The sequence below is a fragment of the Streptococcus sp. IMAU 99161 genome (assembly GCF_014435245.1).
GTDB classification, from domain to species: Bacteria; Bacillota; Bacilli; order Lactobacillales; family Streptococcaceae; genus Streptococcus; species Streptococcus lactarius.
In genome coordinates, this window is the sequence record NZ_JAAPAW010000014.1 from 18,263 (window position 1) to 36,719 (window position 18,457).

16 protein-coding genes are annotated in these 18,457 nt (G+C 39.7%); 15 read left to right on the top strand and 1 reads right to left on the bottom strand.

Features of this window, described 5'->3' with window-relative positions; all coding sequences use genetic code 11:
- Positions 1-27: 27 nt before the first annotated feature.
- A complete protein-coding gene (locus HA044_RS08565; RefSeq protein WP_187540784.1) occupies positions 28-1,377 on the top strand; it encodes a hemolysin family protein in 1,350 nt (449 codons plus the stop codon).
- 77 nt (positions 1,378-1,454) lie between these two features.
- Here the strand turns inward: HA044_RS08565 and HA044_RS08570 are convergent, their stop codons facing one another.
- Entirely contained in the window at positions 1,455-2,069 is a 615-nt protein-coding gene (locus HA044_RS08570) for a TVP38/TMEM64 family protein (RefSeq protein WP_187540785.1), read from the bottom strand.
- Between the two features lie 183 nt (positions 2,070-2,252).
- Between HA044_RS08570 and HA044_RS08575 the strand changes: the two genes are divergently transcribed.
- From HA044_RS08575 to HA044_RS08640, 14 genes are all read left to right on the top strand, one after another.
- The gene (locus HA044_RS08575) at positions 2,253-2,780 is read left to right on the top strand and encodes a YqeG family HAD IIIA-type phosphatase (protein WP_187540909.1); all 528 of its coding nucleotides are present in this window, start codon (positions 2,253-2,255) and stop codon (positions 2,778-2,780) included.
- Positions 2,781-2,782: 2 nt separating this feature from the next.
- The gene (gene yqeH / locus HA044_RS08580) at positions 2,783-3,889 is read left to right on the top strand and encodes a ribosome biogenesis GTPase YqeH (RefSeq protein WP_187540786.1); all 1,107 of its coding nucleotides are present in this window, start codon (positions 2,783-2,785) and stop codon (positions 3,887-3,889) included.
- A gap of 225 nt (positions 3,890-4,114) precedes the next feature.
- A complete protein-coding gene (gene yhbY / locus HA044_RS08585) occupies positions 4,115-4,426 on the top strand; it encodes a ribosome assembly RNA-binding protein YhbY (RefSeq protein ID WP_003005853.1) in 312 nt (103 codons plus the stop codon).
- A gap of 21 nt (positions 4,427-4,447) precedes the next feature.
- Complete coding sequence (locus HA044_RS08590; protein WP_187540787.1) at positions 4,448-5,077, top strand: nicotinate-nucleotide adenylyltransferase; 630 nt, start codon at positions 4,448-4,450, stop codon at positions 5,075-5,077.
- A complete protein-coding gene (yqeK, locus tag HA044_RS08595; protein WP_187540788.1) occupies positions 5,077-5,670 on the top strand; it encodes a bis(5'-nucleosyl)-tetraphosphatase (symmetrical) YqeK in 594 nt (197 codons plus the stop codon). Before HA044_RS08590 ends, yqeK begins: the two co-directional genes overlap by 1 nt.
- Positions 5,671-6,024 carry a ribosome silencing factor gene (gene rsfS / locus HA044_RS08600; RefSeq protein WP_003014310.1) on the top strand — a complete coding sequence of 118 codons (354 nt, stop codon included), beginning with the start codon at positions 5,671-5,673 and terminating at the stop codon, positions 6,022-6,024. It abuts the gene before it with no gap.
- 445 nt (positions 6,025-6,469) lie between these two features.
- Positions 6,470-7,210: a class I SAM-dependent methyltransferase gene (locus HA044_RS08605; RefSeq protein ID WP_316250455.1), complete on the top strand. Its 741-nt coding sequence runs from the start codon at positions 6,470-6,472 to the stop codon at positions 7,208-7,210.
- Positions 7,211-7,216: 6 nt separating this feature from the next.
- Entirely contained in the window at positions 7,217-8,311 is a 1,095-nt protein-coding gene (locus tag HA044_RS08610) for a nucleotidyltransferase (protein WP_187540790.1), read from the top strand.
- Positions 8,312-8,541: 230 nt separating this feature from the next.
- A complete protein-coding gene (locus HA044_RS08615) occupies positions 8,542-8,796 on the top strand; it encodes a type II toxin-antitoxin system Phd/YefM family antitoxin (protein ID WP_187540910.1) in 255 nt (84 codons plus the stop codon).
- Positions 8,797-8,799: 3 nt separating this feature from the next.
- Positions 8,800-9,054 carry a Txe/YoeB family addiction module toxin gene (locus HA044_RS08620; protein ID WP_187540791.1) on the top strand — a complete coding sequence of 85 codons (255 nt, stop codon included), beginning with the start codon at positions 8,800-8,802 and terminating at the stop codon, positions 9,052-9,054.
- 120 nt (positions 9,055-9,174) lie between these two features.
- Positions 9,175-11,283 (top strand): class I SAM-dependent DNA methyltransferase, encoded by a 2,109-nt coding sequence (locus tag HA044_RS08625; protein WP_187540792.1) that lies wholly within the window; start codon positions 9,175-9,177, stop codon positions 11,281-11,283.
- On the top strand, positions 11,276-12,583 hold the full coding sequence (locus HA044_RS08630) for a restriction endonuclease subunit S (protein ID WP_187540793.1): 1,308 nt from the start codon (positions 11,276-11,278) through the stop codon (positions 12,581-12,583). Before HA044_RS08625 ends, HA044_RS08630 begins: the two co-directional genes overlap by 8 nt.
- A gap of 53 nt (positions 12,584-12,636) precedes the next feature.
- Complete coding sequence (locus HA044_RS08635; protein ID WP_187540794.1) at positions 12,637-15,378, top strand: SIR2 family protein; 2,742 nt, start codon at positions 12,637-12,639, stop codon at positions 15,376-15,378.
- Positions 15,379-15,412: 34 nt separating this feature from the next.
- A complete protein-coding gene (locus tag HA044_RS08640; protein ID WP_187540795.1) occupies positions 15,413-18,382 on the top strand; it encodes a type I restriction endonuclease subunit R in 2,970 nt (989 codons plus the stop codon).
- Positions 18,383-18,457: the final 75 nt, after the last annotated feature.

The following is an 18,457-nucleotide window of genomic DNA, read 5'->3' on the forward strand; positions in this document are numbered from 1 at the left end:
AATATTATATACTGGAGGAAACTATCCATGGAAGACCCTGGCAGTCAGGAAATTTTACTGGAATTTATTTTACTAATTGTTTTGACATTATTGAACGCCTTTTTCTCGGCGACTGAGATGTCAATGGTATCGCTGAATCGTGCGCGTGTCGAGCAAAAGGCTGAAGAAGGGGATAAGAGATACATTCGTCTGCTCAGCGTATTGGAACAGCCTAACCATTTCTTGTCCACCATTCAGGTAGGAATCACCTTGATTACCATCTTATCTGGGGCTAGCCTGGCAGATAGTCTTGGTCGTGTGATTGCTGGTTGGATGGGCAATACCAAAACAGCACTTGCAACTGGAAGCTTTTTATCTCTTGCTTTTTTGACCTATATTGAGATCGTCTTTGGGGAATTATACCCGAAACGAATCGCCATGAACTTGAAAGATGAGTTGGCAGTTCGAACAGCTCCGATTGTCATTTTATTAGGAAAAATTGTCAGCCCCTTTGTTTGGTTGCTTTCAGCATCGACCAACCTCGTGAGTCGCTTGACACCGATGAAGTTTGATGATGCGGATGAAAAGATGACGCGGGATGAAATCGAGTATATGCTAACTAATAGTGAAGAAACACTAGATGCGGACGAGATTGAGATGCTCCAAGGAATCTTTTCATTAGATGAAATGGTAGCGCGTGAAGTCATGGTCCCACGGACAGATGCCTTCATGGTGGATATCAACAATGATACTAAAGAGATTATCGAAAGTATCCTTAAGCAAAACTTTTCACGGATTCCTGTCTATGATGATGACAAGGATAATGTGATTGGGCTCATCCATACCAAACGTTTGTTGAATGAGGGATTTGTTAATGGCTTTGACAACATTGTCCTAAGAAAGATTTTACAAGAACCTTTGTTTGTTCCAGAGACCATTTTTGTGGATGATCTTTTGAAGGAATTGCGCAATACACAAAATCAAATGGCTATTCTGCTTGATGAATACGGTGGGATGTCTGGCTTGGTGACTCTGGAAGATCTATTGGAAGAAATTGTCGGTGAGATCGATGACGAGACGGACAAAGCTGAAATCGATGTTTTCGAGATTGCTGAAAATACCTATGTCGTGCAAGGAGCTATGTCTCTCAATGACTTCAATGAATATTTTGATGTTGAGTTGGAAAGTGATGATGTCGATACGATTGCAGGTTATTACCTGACAGAAGTTGGACGGATTCCATCGTCAAAAGAACGTCTGAGCTGTGAAGTCAATAGCCAAAAGAAACACTTAGTCTTAACCAATAATAAGGTGAAAAGTGGTCGTGTGACTAAGGTCAAGGTTGAAATTTCTGAAATCATCGAAGAAGATGAAGAAACAAAGACAAAAGAAGAATAGAAACAAAGAGGCTGGACAAAAATTGTCCAGCCTTTGATGGTTGAGAGAAATAGTTATACATGAGGTGGTGTCATGCTTTAGACCATTTTCCAGAAATAATCGATGATATAGGTCAGGCCGTAGGTGTAGATGACCAGGGTGATGGGTTTGCAGAGGATGATGATGGTCATGTAGCGTTTGAAGGTCATATTGGTCAGACCTGCCAGCATACAGATGAAGTCAGCGGGACTAATGGGCCAGATCATCATAAAGATAAAGAAGCGATCGAACCGCTTGCCTTCATTGAGCCAGCCAACGTACTTGTCGTAGGTCTTCTGACTGACCATTGATTGGACGAACTTGGGTCCGTACATCCTGGAAAGGTAAAAGATAATGGCACAGCCAATCACGATCCCGATGTAATTGTAGATGGTCCCGATAATATGGCCGTAGATGAAGACACCTGCTACAGAGGTGAGGGCGCCTGGAATAATAGGCACCACTGTCTGGAGAATTTGGAGAAAGATAAAAAGAGGAGGCCCGAAGATTCCGGCTTGCAAAATAAAGGACGACAGGGTTTCTTTGGATTGAAGGATTCCAGAAAAGTAGGCCCAGATACAAAAGGCCAAGGTCCCAAGAGCTCCGATGATGGAGGACCAATTAATGATGCGCTGGAGAAGAGGAGACACTTCTTTTAAGGTTGTTTGTTTCATAAAAAATTCCGAGTTCTTTTTCTTCTACTATACCATGTTTTTGGAACTTTGTAAGGATTTTGTTTATTTTTTTGAGTAGTGAAAGTGACCTGATCGGAGTCTGTTGCTGTTTTAGTCGTGAAGCAAGTGCAAAATAGGCCTTTTTATGCTACAATGAAAGGAGTATAAAAAATGGAGAAAAACGTGTCAATCGAAAATTACAAACCAGATTTTGCGGTGGAAGCAGCCTATGATCTCACCGTTGCAGACTTGAAAAAACAGGGCATCAAGGCGGTACTTGTGGATTTGGATAATACCTTGATTGCTTGGAACAATCCGGATGGTACCCCTGAGATGCGCCGGTGGTTGCATGACCTTCGTGATGGGGGGATTCGGGTTATCGTGGTATCCAATAATAGTCCCAAACGGGTCAAGCGCGCGGTTGAGAAATTTGATATTGACTATGAAGCTTGGTCGCTCAAACCCTTTACTTTTGGGATTGATCGTGCTCTCAAACGTTTCCACTATGAAAAAAATGAGGTGGTCATGGTAGGGGATCAATTGATGACCGACATCCGGGCAGCTCATCGGGCGGGTATTCGTTCGATCTTAGTCAAGCCTTTGGTCGAGCATGACTCCATCAAGACCCAGATCAACCGGGCGCGTGAACGCCGTGTGATGAAGCAAATGGCCGAAAAATATGGTCCGATTGTATATAAAAAAGGAATTTAAGAATGGAAGAATTATTCTGTATTGGCTGTGGAGCGCCCATTCAGACAGAAAACAAAGAGGAGCTAGGCTATACCCCCCAATCAGCTCTTGAAAAGGGCTTGGAAACAGGCGAAGTCTATTGTCAACGCTGTTTCCGTCTACGTCACTACAATGAAATCACAGATGTGCATCTGACAGATGATGATTTCCTAAAGCTCCTTCACGAAGTAGGTGATAGTGATGCTCTCGTGGTCAATGTAGTGGATATTTTTGACTTTAATGGATCGGTTATCCCTGGCCTACCACGCTTTGTAGCAGGAAACGATGTCCTCTTGGTCGGAAACAAAAAAGACATTTTGCCCAAGTCTGTCAAGGATAGCAAGGTGACCCACTGGTTGATGGAGCGGGCCCACGAAGAAGGCATGCGTCCTGTCGATGTGGTCCTCACCTCTGCCCAAAACAAGAGTGCGATCAAGGACTTGATGGAAAAGATCGAGCAGTACCGCAAAGGCCGTGATGTTTATGTGGTGGGTGTGACCAATGTTGGGAAATCGACCCTCATTAATGCAATCATCCAAGAAATCACTGGGGATAAGGATATCATCACGACTTCTCGCTTCCCAGGGACGACACTGGACAAGATCGAAATCCCATTGGATGATGGTTCCTACATCTACGATACACCGGGGATTATCCATCGCCACCAAATGGCACACTACTTGACGGCGAAAAACCTCAAGTATGTCAGCCCTAAAAAGGAAATCAAGCCCAAGACCTACCAGCTCAATCCAGAGCAAACCCTCTTCTTGGGCGGCTTGGGACGCTTTGACTTTATCAAGGGAGAAAAGCAAGGTTTCACCGCCTTCTTTGATAACGAACTCAAGCTTCATCGGACCAAACTCGAAGGAGCGACGGCCTTTTATGATAAGCATGTCGGTGGCTTATTAACTCCCCCTAACAGCAAGGAAAAAGAAGAATTCCCACCCTTGGTTTCTCATGAGTTTACCATCAAGGACAAGACAGACCTCGTCATCTCTGGACTCGGCTGGATCCGCGTCAATGGAGAAGCCAAAGTTGCCGTCTGGGCACCAGAAGGCGTTGCCGTCGTCACCCGCAAAGCTATTATTTAAAAATATGAAATAGAATGAAATTGAAGAGCGAACGAAGTGAGCTCAAATAGGGATCGTTATTGCCGTGGTGTAGTTGCCAATCGATCGATTGGCAAGGGCAAAATGGAGACCAAGGCTCCATTTTGAGGTAAGGAAATCCATTTTTCAAAGATGAGATCTTTGAAAAATTAGTTTCGACCGTCCCCACCACTTAAAATAATGATCAAAAAATAAGGAAGTAAAAACATGACATTAACATCCAAACAACGGGCTTTCCTCAATAGCCAAGCCCACAGCCTCAAACCCATTATCCAAATTGGGAAAAACGGGCTTAATGATCAAATCAAAACCAGTGTGCGTCAAGCGCTTGATGCGCGCGAACTGATCAAGGTGACCCTTCTTCAAAATACGGATGAGAATATCCATGAAGTAGCAGAAATCTTGGAAGAAGAAATCGGTGTGGAAACGGTCCAAAAGATTGGTCGGATTCTCATCTTGTTCAAACAATCGAGTAAAAAAGAAAATCGTAAAATTTCAGCGAAGGTAAAAGAAATTTAAGACATCGAGGAGAGCAAACCTATGGCAATTGAACTATTGACTCCCTTTACCAAGGTAGAGTTAGAGCCAGAGATCAAAAACAAGAAACGCAAACAAGTTGGTATTTTGGGTGGGAATTTCAATCCGATCCACAATGCCCATTTGGTCGTTGCGGATCAAGTGCGCCAACAATTAGGGTTAGATAAGGTGCTCTTGATGCCTGAGTATTTACCACCGCATGTCGATGCCAAGGGGACGATTGCAGAGCACCATCGCCTTAAGATGCTGGAATTAGCGATTGAAGGCATTGAAGGTCTGGAAATCGAGACGATCGAGCTAGAACGCAAAGGAATTTCCTATACCTACGACACCATGCTCTTGCTCAATGAACGCGATCCAGACACAGATTATTACTTTATTATTGGTGCAGATATGGTGGATTATTTACCCAAATGGCACCGCATCGATGAATTGGTGGAGATTGTGCAATTTGTCGGGGTACAGCGGCCACGCTATAAGGCGGGGACTTCTTATCCGGTGATCTGGGTGGACGTTCCTCTAATGGACATCTCCTCTAGTATGGTGCGTGATTTTGTAGCCAAAGGCCGGACGCCGAATTTTATGTTGCCAAAACCAGTCTTGGACTACATCAAGAAAGAAGGTTTGTATTAATGACCTATGAAAACTACCTTGGCTTTTCTCGTGAGGTCTTGCTTGAAAAAATGCGTCAAATCCTGCCAGAAAAGCGGATAACCCACTGTTTAGGGGTTGAGAAGGCTACGCGTGACTTGGCCAAACGTTATGGGGCTGATGAAGAGCAGGCTGGTCTAGCAGGTCTCTTACATGACTATGCCAAGAAATTATCGGATCAGGAATTTTTGGACTTGATTGATCGCTATGAGCTAGATCCATCATTAAAAAACTGGGGCAACAATGTCTGGCATGGGATGGTCGGGATTTATAAGATCCAAGAAGATCTCGGACTGACAGATCCAGCCATTCTTCGCAGTATTGAGATTCATACGGTTGGGAGTGGACAGATGTCAACCTTAGACAAGATTGTCTATGTGGCAGATTATATTGAACACAATCGGGATTTCCCTGGGGTAGAGCAAGCGCGGGAAATCGCTCAAGTCTCCTTGGATCGTGCCGTGGCCTATGAGACGGCTCGTACAGTCGAACACCTGGCTCACCAAGGATTGCCGATTTATCCCCAAACCCTTGAAACCTACAACGCCTTTGTGAAGTATTTGAAAGAGGATTAAATGAAAGAAAAAGAACTACTTGAACTTGTTGTTAAAGCTGCCGATGAAAAGCGTGCAGAAGACATTGTCGCTTTGGATGTCCAAAGCTTAACTAGCGTGACAGATTACTTTGTCATCGCAAGCTCTATGAATAGTCGCCAATTGGAGGCAATCGCTGAAAACATTCGCGAGAAAGTCGTTGAAGCTGGTGGCAATGCCAGCCACGTCGAAGGTGATTCAGCTGGAGGTTGGGTCCTTCTTGACTTAGGTGGTGTGGTGGTCCATGTTTTCTCAGAAGAAATGCGTGCCCACTATAACCTAGAAAAGCTATGGCACGAAGCAAGTGCTGTCGATCTTTCAGCAGCCCTAGCATAAGCAGGTAAACTCAGTTGGTAGCAACTGAGTTTTGTTGGTTAAATTGAAATTCTATGGAAAGAAAGGATGGGGCCTCGTGTTTGGTTGTTTTCTTAATTAAACACGAGCTAAAAGCTGTGAGAAAAAGAGTAATTTCCTTTGTATCTGACGATACGGCAGAAAGTTTCCTATTTTCTCTTTGCTTTTAACGCTCTTTGTATCTTAGAAAGGATTTGAACCCGTCCTGTAATCCTCGGAAAATAGATAGGGCTACGTCAAATTGTTAACTATAAAATTTATTGTTTGACGCAGTAGCTGATTGGACTCTTTATTCGCTTTTTAAGCACAGAAGAGTACCTAATCAGCCTTGCGGGTGTGAGACAACGACCGAATTTTCTAAGAAAACTCGTTCTGTCTCACTCCCCTAATTTTCTATCGGATTACAGGCGGACTTGGTATCATGAATATGGCGACTTATGAAACGTTTGCAGCGGTCTATGATGCGGTCATGGATGACAGTCTGTATGATTTGTGGACGGATTTTTCCCTCCGTAATCTCCCAAAGACAAAAGATAAGAAAAAATTACTGGAATTGGCATGTGGGACAGGGATTCAGTCTGTCCGCTTTTCCCAAGCTGGCTTTGACGTAACAGGATTAGACTTGAGTGCGGACATGCTGAAGATTGCTGAAAAAAGAGCGGCTTCAGCCAAGCAAAAGATTGCTTTTATCGAGGGCAATATGCTGGACTTATCCAAGGCTGGTAAATACGATTTTGTGACCTGTTACTCGGATTCCATCTGCTATATGCAGGACGAAGTGGAAGTGGGGGATGTCTTCAAAGAGGTCTACAATGCCCTTAATGAAGACGGGGTCTTTATCTTTGATGTCCATTCAACCTACCAGACGGATGAGGTTTTCCCAGGCTATTCTTATCATGAAAATGCAGAAGATTTTGCCATGCTCTGGGATACCTATGAAGATGAAGCCCCTCACTCGATTGTCCATGAGCTGACCTTCTTCGTCCAAGAAGAAGATGGCTCCTTTAGTCGGCACGATGAAGTCCATGAAGAGCGCACCTATGAAGTCTTGACCTATGATATTTTGCTGGAGCAGGCTGGCTTTCAATCCTTTAAACTCTACGCGGACTTTGAAGACAAAGAGCCAACTAAGACCAGCAAACGTTGGTTTTTCGTAGCACAGAAGTAGGACAGCATGACAGTTACAGGAATTATTGCAGAATTTAATCCTTTTCACAATGGCCACAGGTACCTGTTGGATCAGGCAGAAGGGCTGAAGATTGTTGCCATGTCCGGCAATTTTGTCCAACGTGGTGAGCCTGCCATTGTAGATAAGTGGACACGGGCCCAGATGGCTTTGGAAAATGGAGCGGACCTGGTGGTCGAGCTCCCCTTTCTCGTGGCTGTTCAGTCGGCCGATCATTTTGCTAAGGGTGCGGTAGAGATCTTGTCCCGTCTGGGAATCGACCAATTGACCTTTGGGACAGAAGAGGTCTTAGATTACCAAGCGATTGCGACTGTTTATTCGGAGAAAGAAGCGGAAATGGAAGCTTTCCTGCGAAGTCTTCCTGACGATTTATCCTATCCACAAAAGACCCAAAAAATGTGGGAAACCTTTGCTGGAGTGGAGTTCACAGGAGATACTCCCAACCATATCCTGGGGCTAGCTTATGCCAAGGCTTGTGCTGGAAAGGCGATTGCGCTGAAGCCCATCCAACGGCAGGGTGCGGGTTATCACTCAGAAGAAAAAAACGTGGCCTATGCTTCTGCGACTAGTCTACGCCTACACAAGGAAGATCAGAACTTTGTCGACAAGTTTATGCCCAATAGTCAACTCTTTCAGTCGGCTTCGCAGGTGACTTGGGAGGATTATGACCAACTACTCAATTATCAAATCCTAACTCATCCGGACCTGACACAGGTGTTTCAAGTCAATGAAGAACTGGCCAATCGGATAAAGGAGGCCATTCGAAATGCTGGCTCTGTGGAAGACCTGGTGGAGAAAGTCTCAACCAAGCGCTATACTAAGGCGCGAGTGCGCCGCATTTTGACTTATATCTTAGTAGGTGCGAGAGAAGAAATCTTGCCGACCGCTATCCATGTCTTAGGATTTTCCGCAAAGGGCCAAGCCCACCTCAAGTCACTAAAAGGTCAAGTGGACCTGGTGACGCGGATTGGAAAGGAACCTTGGGATGCCTTGACCCAGCAAGCAGACCAAGTCTATCAATTGGGCCATCCCCAATTGCCAGAGCAGATCTGGGGTCGGGTGCCAGTGAGAGTGGAAAAATAAACGGTCTTACGCTCCCCCTATGCCCACATAACAAAGGCATCTTTGTCACATTAGGCAAGAAAGTGATGATGCACGAAATCAGTATTAATCTACTGTCTAAAAAATGTTTTTAGACAGTAGATTTTTTTTTTACGAATAATTAGGTAGAGAGGGAAAAACTTGTACAAGTTCCTGACAAGTTTATCTTTTTCATGTATAATAAAAGAAAAGAGGTAGAATGAGGTATGGTAATGGAAGCAGTCGTTTATTCAACATTCCGCAATCATTTGAAGGATTATATGAAGAAGGTGAATGATGAGTTTGAGCCTTTGACGGTTGTAAATAAGAATCCAGATGAAGATATTGTGGTCATCTCTAAAAGCGAGTGGGATAGCATTCAAGAAACCCTGCGAGTAGCCCAGAACAAGGAATTGTCGGATAAGGTCTTGCGGGGCATGGCAGAAGTCCGAGCTGGTCAGGTTCAACTCCATGAGATTGAGGGGTAACGGATGTTACTCAAGTTTACAGAAGATGCCTGGAAGGATTATTGTTACTGGCAACGTCAGGACAAAAAAACACTGAAGCGAATCAATACCCTTATCAAAGAGATACAAAGGGATCCATTTGCAGGGATTGGTAAGCCTGAGCCCTTGAAATATGACTTTCAAGGAGCGTGGTCAAGGCGGATTGATGCAGAAAATCGCCTGATTTATATGCTAGATGAGTCAGGTGTTGCCTTTCTGTCATTTAAAGATCATTACTAAGTTTTTGTATTTAAAGATCTTGTATAATCGTTTTACTTAAAATCTTATTTGAGCCTGCTTTATAAGTGGGCTTTTATGGTATAATAAAAGCGAATGTTAATATAAAAATAGGGGAAGCAAATGTCTAATTTTAAAGAAAAACTACCATTATTTCAATCGAACGATGTTCAGATTTCAAATGTGGTCAATGCAGTTTGGTCGATAGCAAATACCTTACGTGGGGCTTATCGTGCGGATAAGTATCGAGATGTTATCATTCCAATGTTTGTCTTGACTCGTCTAGAAGCTGCCCTATTACCGACCAAAGACGAAGTAGTTGCGCTTTATCAGTCAAATTCCAATACACCAGAGAAAGTTCTTGAGAACAAGTCTGGCTATAAATACTATAATACCAGTCCTTTTACGCTTGAAAACCTCCAAAATGATCCCAATGCGATTGAGGAAAATTTTATTGCCTATTTAGATGGTTACTCTTGTCGTGTGAAGGACATTATTGAAAATCTGAAGTTTAAAGAACAGGTCCACACGCTTGCAAAGTCTGGACGTCTTTTTACTGTCATCAAAAAATTCTCTCAGATCGACCTATCGCCAAGTTCTGTGGACTATATGGTGATGGGCTATATGTTTGAGGATATTATCCGTCGCTTTTCTGAAAATGAGGAAGCTGGATCTCACTATACTCCTCGTGAAGTCATTGCTCTAATGGTCAATCTGCTCTTAATCGAAGCCGATGAAGACTTATTTGTTGATAAAAAAGAGTTGAAAATCTTAGATATGGCAGCCGGGACAGGTGGCATGCTAGCGACAGCCAAAAGTTATATCCGTAAGCTTGATACAGGGGCAAATGTCCGTCTTTTTGGTCAGGAAGTTTTAGATGAGACTTTCGGGATTGGCCGAGCGGATATGTTGATTCGTCAAGAAGATTCGGATTATTTTGTGAAGGCGGACACTCTAAAAGATCCCGATCCATTCCCAGATACGAAGATGAGTTTTGTCATTGCCAATCCTCCCTTTGGTCAATCTTGGGGCGGGAAAGATGCGGACGATGGTGTCGAAGAAGCTGTTAAGGAAGATCATAAACTATTTGTGACTACAGAAGGACGACAAGGACGTTTTGTTGCGACCCCGGGAACTGGCGATGCCCAATTGCTTTTCCATCTTCATGGTTTAGCTAAACTAGAAGAAAATGGACGAGCAGCTATTATTTCAAATGGTTCTCCTCTCTTTTCTGGTGGTACTTCATCTGGGGAGAGTCAGATCCGACGTTATATCCTTGAGAATGACTTGCTTGAAGCTATTATTGCCCTACCAGGACAGTTTTTCTACAATACAGGAATTGGGATTTATATCTGGATTTACAATAAAAACAAATCTCCTGAGCGTCAAAACAAGGTCCAATTTATCGATGCGACAGAGGAGTTTGTTCCTCTGCGCAAATCTCTAGGACAAAAACGTCGTGAATTGTCTCAAGATAATATCCGCCAAATACTCCAATGGTATGACAATTTTACAGAAAATGACCATGTGAAGATTTTTGATAAGGAAGAATTTCTTTACCGAGAATATACTGTCATGCAGCCTCTACAACGTCGTGGCTGGATTACTGAGGAAACCATTGAGAAGGCAAAAAGTGCTCCTTTCCTAGCTAAACTATTTGACGAATACCAGTATCAAGAATTGCTAGAGATGGAACCACGCTCAGCCAAGGATGAAAAGAAATTACAAGACTTCGAAGCTGGAAAGGCTAAGCAAGAAGCTATCTTAGATGCTCTTCGTAAGGGAATCTCTAAAGAGACCTATCCTAACTTCGAAATCTTTGTCCAAGTCATCAAGGACTTGTTGGGGGATATCAAGGTCACGCCTGCTAATATCAATGCGTTAGCTCTTGCTATGAGTGAAATGGACAAGACAGCAGAAGTCATCCGAACTAACAAGAAAGACAAGCCAAATGAGATTGCTGATGGGATTGTCTATGATAAGACAACCAAAGATAGTGAAATCGTTAAGCTGACAGAGAATGTGGAAGCCTACTTTGCGCGTGAAGTCTACCCACATGTACCTGACGCCCACTACTGGTTTGATGAGGAAAAGGGCTATGGAGCCGAGATCCCTTTTACCCGCTATTTCTATCAATACAAAGCACCAGAAAGTGCAGAAAAGCTCTTGGCAGAGTTCTATGACTTGGAAGCAGAACTACAGACGTTTTTGGAGGAACTCAAACATGACTAGGATGAAAGAGAGTGGTATCGACTGGATCGGACAGATACCTCAAGAGTGGGAAGTGAGACCAATAAAGAACATTGTAGAGACACCTGTTACAGATGGACCGCATGAAACACCAGTGTTATATGAAACAGGCATCCCATTCCTATCTGCAGAAGCTGTAAAAGACGGGATTTTAGATTTTAATTACAAGCGTGGATACATTTCATTACGAGACCATGAACGTTTTAAGAAAAAAGTATCACCTAAAAAAGATGATATTTATATCGTAAAATCTGGAGCTACAACAGGAAATGTTGGCATAGTAACTACTGATGAAATTTTTGATATTTGGTCTCCGTTAGCTTTAATTAGAAGCACAAAAACATTAGCTATTCAAAAATACATTTATTTTTATTTGTTATCTACTATCTTTAAAGCTCAGGTAGAATTTAATTGGTCTTTTGGAACTCAACAAAATATAGGTATGGGAGTTATAGAAAGAATAAAAGTTATCCTGCCACCTATATCAGAACAAGAAAGAATTGTAGAGATTCTAGATAAGAAAACCGCCCAGTTAGATAAGGTTAAAGCCCTATTGGAAGAGCAGATTCAAAAACTTAAAGACTACCGCGCAAGCTTGATTTATGAGACCGTCACAAAAGGATTGGATAAAACAGTTCCTATGAAAGATTCAGAAATCGACTGGATCGGACAGGTACCCGAAGGGTGGGGAGTGAAGCTACTTAAGTATTTAATTAAGTTTAAAAATGGTTATGCTTTTGATAGTAAACAATTAACTATGGAGCAAACAGGAGTCAAGGTTATTAGAATTGGAGATTTTAAGTCATCCGGTATAGATTTTAATACGGCATTAAATGTTTTTACTAGTTTTAATAGTAAGTTAGACCTTTACAGAATTAGAAAAAGTCAAATTTTAATAGCTATGAGTGGTGCAACTGTAGGTAAGATATCATTTGTTAATCAAGAACCTAATGTATATAGTGTTATAAATCAACGCGTAGGTATTATAGAATCTGAGATAAACAAATGGATATATTATTGTTTATCTACTGATTCCTTCATGAGCTATATTCAATTGAATTCAAATGGTTCTGCCCAACCTAATATATCTTCTGGTGAAATATCTGATTTTAAAGTTGCCATTCCTGATGATGTAGTAATTCAAAAATGTGTAAAATATCTAGATAATCAACTTGAAAGTATCAATAAACTAATTCAAATCAAGAACCAACAAATTGAAAATATTAATAAACAACGACAAACTCTTATTTATGATTATGTAACGGGGAAGAGAAGAGTATAGTATAGTAACTTGTATTTGGTTGAAACAAGTGAATGATAGGATGGTCTTAAAATATGGAAGAAAATTATAGTCTATCTGTATCTCAAATAAAGAAATCTATTAAGGAAAATTCTTTAATCTTATTTGTTGGTGCAGGCATATCAGCTAATTCAAATTTGCCAACTTGGGGAGAATTGATTCAATCATTAAAAAAAGAGTTGAATTTACCAGAAGAAAAAACAAAAGATCCCCTAAGAGTTGCTCAATATTATTATGATACCTTTGGGAAAAATCAGTATACAAAAAAGATAGAGGAAGTTTTCTTTAGTAAGGGAACAAGTAAACCAAATGAGTTACATACACTAATAGAGAAAATAGCTCCGAAACATATTATTACGACAAACTATGATTCTCTACTGGAAGATCAGTTTGAAAATGGCTTGCTGAAGTACAATATAGTCGCAGAGGATAAAGATATCCCATACACAAGTTCTGAAAGATATTTAATTAAAATGCATGGAGACTTCAGCAAGAAAAATATTGTTTTAAAAGAGGATGATTACTTAGACTATGCGTTGAATTTCCCAATGGTTTCTACTTTAATTCAGTCATTGATAATGAACCATACCTTATTGTTCGTAGGTTATTCTTTAGGTGATTCTACTTTTAATTCTATATTTCGATTGATTCAGAACACATTTAAATTGGATGCTAAATTTGCCTATTTTTATACACCTGAAGAACCTTCGATGATTATTAGAGAGTATTATAAGAAACAAGGCATTATAATTGTTTCTAACGAAACTTTTTCTGATGAAGAAACGGACAATCAGAACAAAAAGTATTTTAGTACAAAGAGATTTTTAGAGACTCTTGCTGAAAATAGGAAAAGCACGGTAAAGAATGCTGAAGATTTATGGAATCAACTTGCTTTTTTAGATAGACTCAGTTTTATCGATTCGAAAGATTTTTCGACATACTCCACTTTAAAGAGAAGAGCTTTAAACAGCGGTGATAGCTATAGCTGGTTTGGAAAAGATGACTTAAGATTTGAAATTGAGGATCATGAAGAACTACGAAATATGGTCACTAACAAATCTCTCTTAAAACATTTTTTTGATCTTGACTTTGAAGAAACCAGAGAATTCAAAGCAAATGGATTTTTAATGGAGGCGTTCGAGTTATATGAAGAAAAACAATATGATTTAGCAAAAGCAAAGTTTAGAGAGTTAGCGAATACAGCATTTCGTCAAAAAGACTATTTTAATTTCCTTGTGTGTGAATTTAATTTCCAACGTATCTCCATAAATCTTTTTGAAGAAACACATAATTATGCTGAATCATTATATAGTGGGGAACTAAATGAACTCACAGAACAAATCATTAACTCTGTTACAGGTAATGAGAAAAAAATAATCGAATTTTTTAGAGATTCAATCCTTAACTTCAATTTTTTATACAGAAAATTAGAAGCGATTAATGAATTATTCGATGAAATTCGTGAAGAGCATGAAAACTATAGGAGGGGAGGACATTCTTTTAATAACCATCTCTATAATGCTGAATTTGAAGTGAAAAATCTTTATAACTTTATAAAACTAAACTGTTTATGTGTTGAACATTATAAAATGTTTAAATCAATCATTAATAGATATTTAGAAATGTTATTACTCAGTTATGATAATTCATATGTAAACCATGAAAAATCTATTTTTGAAGGAACAGCATCAATGATTTGGGAACTTGATTTGGATGACGTTCAATTGATTCTTCCTAGTATAGATTTTAAAGTAGTAAATTTATATTTTAGAAATTATTCATTTAGTAAAATAAAAGTTACTGAAGAAGCAAAAGAGTTTTTATTTAATAGAATAGCCTATCTGCAAGAAAAAGTTAAATCTCATGTAGATACTCATCTCCATGAACTCAGAAATCTACTAAATTTTTTACCTCTGGTTGATGATATAGATGTATCAAAAATAATAAATGTTTTAGACTCTCAAACACTATATTTTAATTTAGATAAAGAAATTAAGGGGCTTATTAAAGTCGTCCTTGATAATAAAAGTGCAATTAACAATGATTTGTCGAAATCTAAGATACTTGAGATTGTTAATAAACATTTAAACATAATTTTAGGGAATGATTTTTCTTTATATCATTCAGCGTATCCATTATATTCTCAGTTATTAAAATACTGCTCAACTGAAGAAGAAACTGCGAAAATAATGCTTGAAAAGCTCAATATAGATATTTTAAAAATTAAATATCAAAATAATGATGTTAAAAATATTATGGAGTATTCTGATTTGTTACGTTATATATTTAAAAATCTTGAAGAGGATACTAAACAAGATGTTCTAGAAATTCTAAGCACTTATGAGGATTCAGAAAATATTGATTATTACAAAGTAATTGAACTGATGCTTGCTAAAGTATATGATTTTTCTAAGCTACAAAATAAAATCTACCAATACTTGATTGAAAGAATTAATAAAAGTTATGAGGATGGTATAAAAACCTTCCCAGATCCAAGAGAACAGTCAGTAGGTGATTTATACAATCTAAGCATAGAAGGATATTTTTCAGAGTTTGACATTTTAAAAGATATCAAAGAAAATATCCGAGGGCTTTACCCTGAAGTAGACTGGACTTGGTACAATGATAGAAGTGATGAAGTTATTCATCGTTTATTAGAGCGTAGAACTCCAATTAATATTAAAACTTATGTTTCAAAAAATGAAGAAGATAATAAATTGATTGATGAGTATATAATCAGAACTCTCAATGAAGAAAAAATTACGTTTAAGAAATGAACTGAACCAACGAAATGTTAGAAAGTGAGAAACTATGGCAAATTTGGGCTTGAAGGAGCGCTATGATTTCCAGCAGTGGATTATCAAAGATTTGAAAGAAAAAAATGGTTATATCCAGCGGGATGCTACTTGCTACGAGCCTCGATTAGCCATGGATGTGGAGCTCCTCTGGGACTTTCTGTTGGAGACCCAGGAGGAGACTATGGATTATCTCCTTAAAAAACTGAGTAAGGAGACGATCATCAATCTCATCAATACAGAAATCGTCAAGGGTGGATTTTTGTTCGCCTTAAAAGAGGGTGTCTTTATTGAAAACAAGCAATTGCGTCTTCTCTATCGCAAACCTGCGACTAGTTTTAATGAAAAGGCCCTTCAGCAATACCAAGCCAATCGCTTGTCAGTGATTGAAGAAGCGGTTTATGAAGAAGATGATCGCATCGATCTCGTTATCTTTATCAATGGATTAGCCCTTTTTGCTATTGAGCTCAAGTTCAATCCAAATGGTCAATCGGTCCAGGATGCTATCAAGCAACTCAAGGGTCGCAATCCCAAAAATCGCCTCTTTCGTTTTGAGCAGGGGGTCTTGGCTTCCTTTGCTGTAGATACCTTGGAAGTCTACATGACTACCCAGTTAAAAGGCCAAGAAACCTATTTCCTACCTTTTAACATGGGGAAAGGAGAAGGGATTGAAACGGGAAGTGGGAATCCCCATAATCCAGACGGAGTGGACACAGAGTATTTATGGCTAGACGTCCTGACCATGGACAGTATTCTCCAACTGGTTGAGAGTTTCATCTTTTATGAAGTCGATAAGAGCAACTCTAAAAAGAAAACTCTTATCTTCCCAAGATATCATCAACGTAGAGCCGTTAGTCGCCTTCTGGAAGATATGAAGACCAATCATACAGATAACAATTATTTGATTCAACACTCAGCGGGTTCAGGAAAAACGAACACTATTGCTTGGCTTGCCCACAGCTTAGTGTCCCTTCATGATGACCAAAACAGAAATATTGTCGATACAGTCTTGATTGTCACAGACCGTATTGTAGTAGACCGTCAGTTACAAGATGCTGTTAGACAGATTAACCATAAGAACGGTGTCGTGAAAGTGATGGGTGATCGTGAAACATCAAGTGATTTAGCTGATGCCATTGCAGGAAATACAAAAATCATTGCAACGACAATCCATAAGTTCGCCCAGATTAATCAGTCTGATTGGATGTCTGTTGGCAATACCGCCAATAAGAAGTTTGCTATTTTGATTGATGAAGCTCATAGTTCGACGACAGGCTCTTATATGAGTTCTATCAGTCAGGTCTTGACTGAAACGGATACAGAAGATAGAAACATCGATGAGGTGCAGGAAGTAATCGTTGCGGATGCGATTGAGCAGGAGATTGCGCGTACAGGTAAGCAAGATAACGTTTCAATCATTGCCTTTACAGCCACTCCTAAGGCAACCACCCTACAGTTGTTTGGTACGACCCAGTCAGACGGTTCTAAAGCTCCTTTTGATGTCTACAGTATGAAACAAGCAATCAATGAAGGCTTTATCTTGGATGTCCTCAATAACTACACGACCTATAAGACCTATTGCAAGCTAAACAAGGCTGTAGAAGAAGATCCTGAACTGAAAACTACTATTGCCAAACGTAAGATTGCTAAGTTTATTGAATTATCTGATGAAAATATCAATCAAAAAGTGGAGATCATCATGGATCATTTTATCAGTCATGATATTATGGCTGAGTTAGGTGGACATGGGAAGGCAATGATTGTGACATCTGGACGTGAAGCTGCGGTTAAGTACCAGCTAGCCTTTCAGAAGTATTTTGAAGATCATAGTATTACGAGCATTGGGACCTTGATTGCTTTCTCAGGTAAGGTAAATTATCGTGGTAAGGAATACTCTGAATTACAGATGAATCACTGTAAAGAAGATGCTTTAAAAGATCAGTTTAATACAGATGACTATCAGGTCTTGATTGTGGCTAATAAATACCAAACAGGATTTGATCAACCCAAGTTGGTAGCCATGTATGTCGATAAGAAATTACGGAGCGTTGCGGCTGTTCAGACATTGTCTCGTCTGAATCGAATTTTCAGAGGTTACAACAAGAAGACCTTTATTCTTGATTTTAAAAACACTTATGAAGATATTCAATCTGCTTTTGCCCCATATTACCGAACAACGATTCTATCAGAAACGATTTCACCTCGAGATGTTTTAGACTTAGATAAAAAATTGGATGAGTATAGCATTTTAGATACGGATATTGTCCATGAGTTCAACCAATATCTGTACCAAGAGAAACGTTCTAGTCGGGATAAACAAAAAATGGTGGCTCTTCTAAACCAAGGATATGAGAGAGTCAGACGCTACACTGATAAAGAACAGCTATCTATTCGTAAGGTGATTCGAGGTTTCTTACGGATGTACACCTTCCTGATTCAAGCTACAGCTTACCAAAACGAGGTCTTACACGAGCGATACAATTATCTTCAACGCTTAGTGAAGATGATTGACGTTCGGATTGGTAGTGATGACTTTACAATCGCCGATAAGATAGTCGTTGATTATATGAAACATAAAAAGACAGGTTCATTTGTGGGAGTTTCCGAATTGGATCAAAAGTATGAGGTGAACTTACCTAAACCAAGTTTAACATCAGTGACAGAAGATCAGGAAAAGCGCTTGTCAGAAATTCTGGATGAAATAAATGAACAGTTAGATTTGGATATTGAACCAGAAGTTGGAATAAGTGGTGCAGTCTCTATTCGTGAGTTATTGAAAAAGAATCCAAGGCTTAAACAATCAGCGCATGTTAACTCTCGGGAAGATTTTAAATTTGCTTTTGAAGAAGAAATTGATAATGCGTTAACAGAGGGTTACTCTCAAAGTCAAGATTTGTTTGGAGCCCTTCTTAACAATGAAGCTTTTAAAAAACGAATGGCTAATATCTTCATTGATGATGTCTATAGACATTTGAAAGCAGAATAGTATCCTTTCTAAAAATAGAAAAATCTAGTCTAAGTTCCGCGATTTGTGATATAATATAAAAGATTGAAAATAATT

What these genes read in the sequence shown, in the direction of transcription:
- HA044_RS08565 (WP_187540784.1), top strand. Translation starts at nt 28, where the DNA reads ATGGAAGACCCTGGCAGTCAGGAAATTTTACTGGAATTTATTTTACTA.
- HA044_RS08570 (WP_187540785.1), bottom strand. Translation starts at nt 2,069, where the DNA reads ATGAAACAAACAACCTTAAAAGAAGTGTCTCCTCTTCTCCAGCGCATC.
- yqeH (WP_187540786.1), top strand. Translation starts at nt 2,783, where the DNA reads ATGGAAGAATTATTCTGTATTGGCTGTGGAGCGCCCATTCAGACAGAA.
- yhbY (WP_003005853.1), top strand. Translation starts at nt 4,115, where the DNA reads ATGACATTAACATCCAAACAACGGGCTTTCCTCAATAGCCAAGCCCAC.
- HA044_RS08590 (WP_187540787.1), top strand. Translation starts at nt 4,448, where the DNA reads ATGGCAATTGAACTATTGACTCCCTTTACCAAGGTAGAGTTAGAGCCA.
- yqeK (WP_187540788.1), top strand. Translation starts at nt 5,077, where the DNA reads ATGACCTATGAAAACTACCTTGGCTTTTCTCGTGAGGTCTTGCTTGAA.
- rsfS (WP_003014310.1), top strand. Translation starts at nt 5,671, where the DNA reads ATGAAAGAAAAAGAACTACTTGAACTTGTTGTTAAAGCTGCCGATGAA.
- HA044_RS08605 (WP_316250455.1), top strand. Translation starts at nt 6,470, where the DNA reads ATGGCGACTTATGAAACGTTTGCAGCGGTCTATGATGCGGTCATGGAT.
- HA044_RS08610 (WP_187540790.1), top strand. Translation starts at nt 7,217, where the DNA reads ATGACAGTTACAGGAATTATTGCAGAATTTAATCCTTTTCACAATGGC.
- HA044_RS08615 (WP_187540910.1), top strand. Translation starts at nt 8,542, where the DNA reads ATGGAAGCAGTCGTTTATTCAACATTCCGCAATCATTTGAAGGATTAT.
- HA044_RS08620 (WP_187540791.1), top strand. Translation starts at nt 8,800, where the DNA reads ATGTTACTCAAGTTTACAGAAGATGCCTGGAAGGATTATTGTTACTGG.
- HA044_RS08625 (WP_187540792.1), top strand. Translation starts at nt 9,175, where the DNA reads ATGTCTAATTTTAAAGAAAAACTACCATTATTTCAATCGAACGATGTT.
- HA044_RS08630 (WP_187540793.1), top strand. Translation starts at nt 11,276, where the DNA reads ATGACTAGGATGAAAGAGAGTGGTATCGACTGGATCGGACAGATACCT.
- HA044_RS08635 (WP_187540794.1), top strand. Translation starts at nt 12,637, where the DNA reads ATGGAAGAAAATTATAGTCTATCTGTATCTCAAATAAAGAAATCTATT.
- HA044_RS08640 (WP_187540795.1), top strand. Translation starts at nt 15,413, where the DNA reads ATGGCAAATTTGGGCTTGAAGGAGCGCTATGATTTCCAGCAGTGGATT.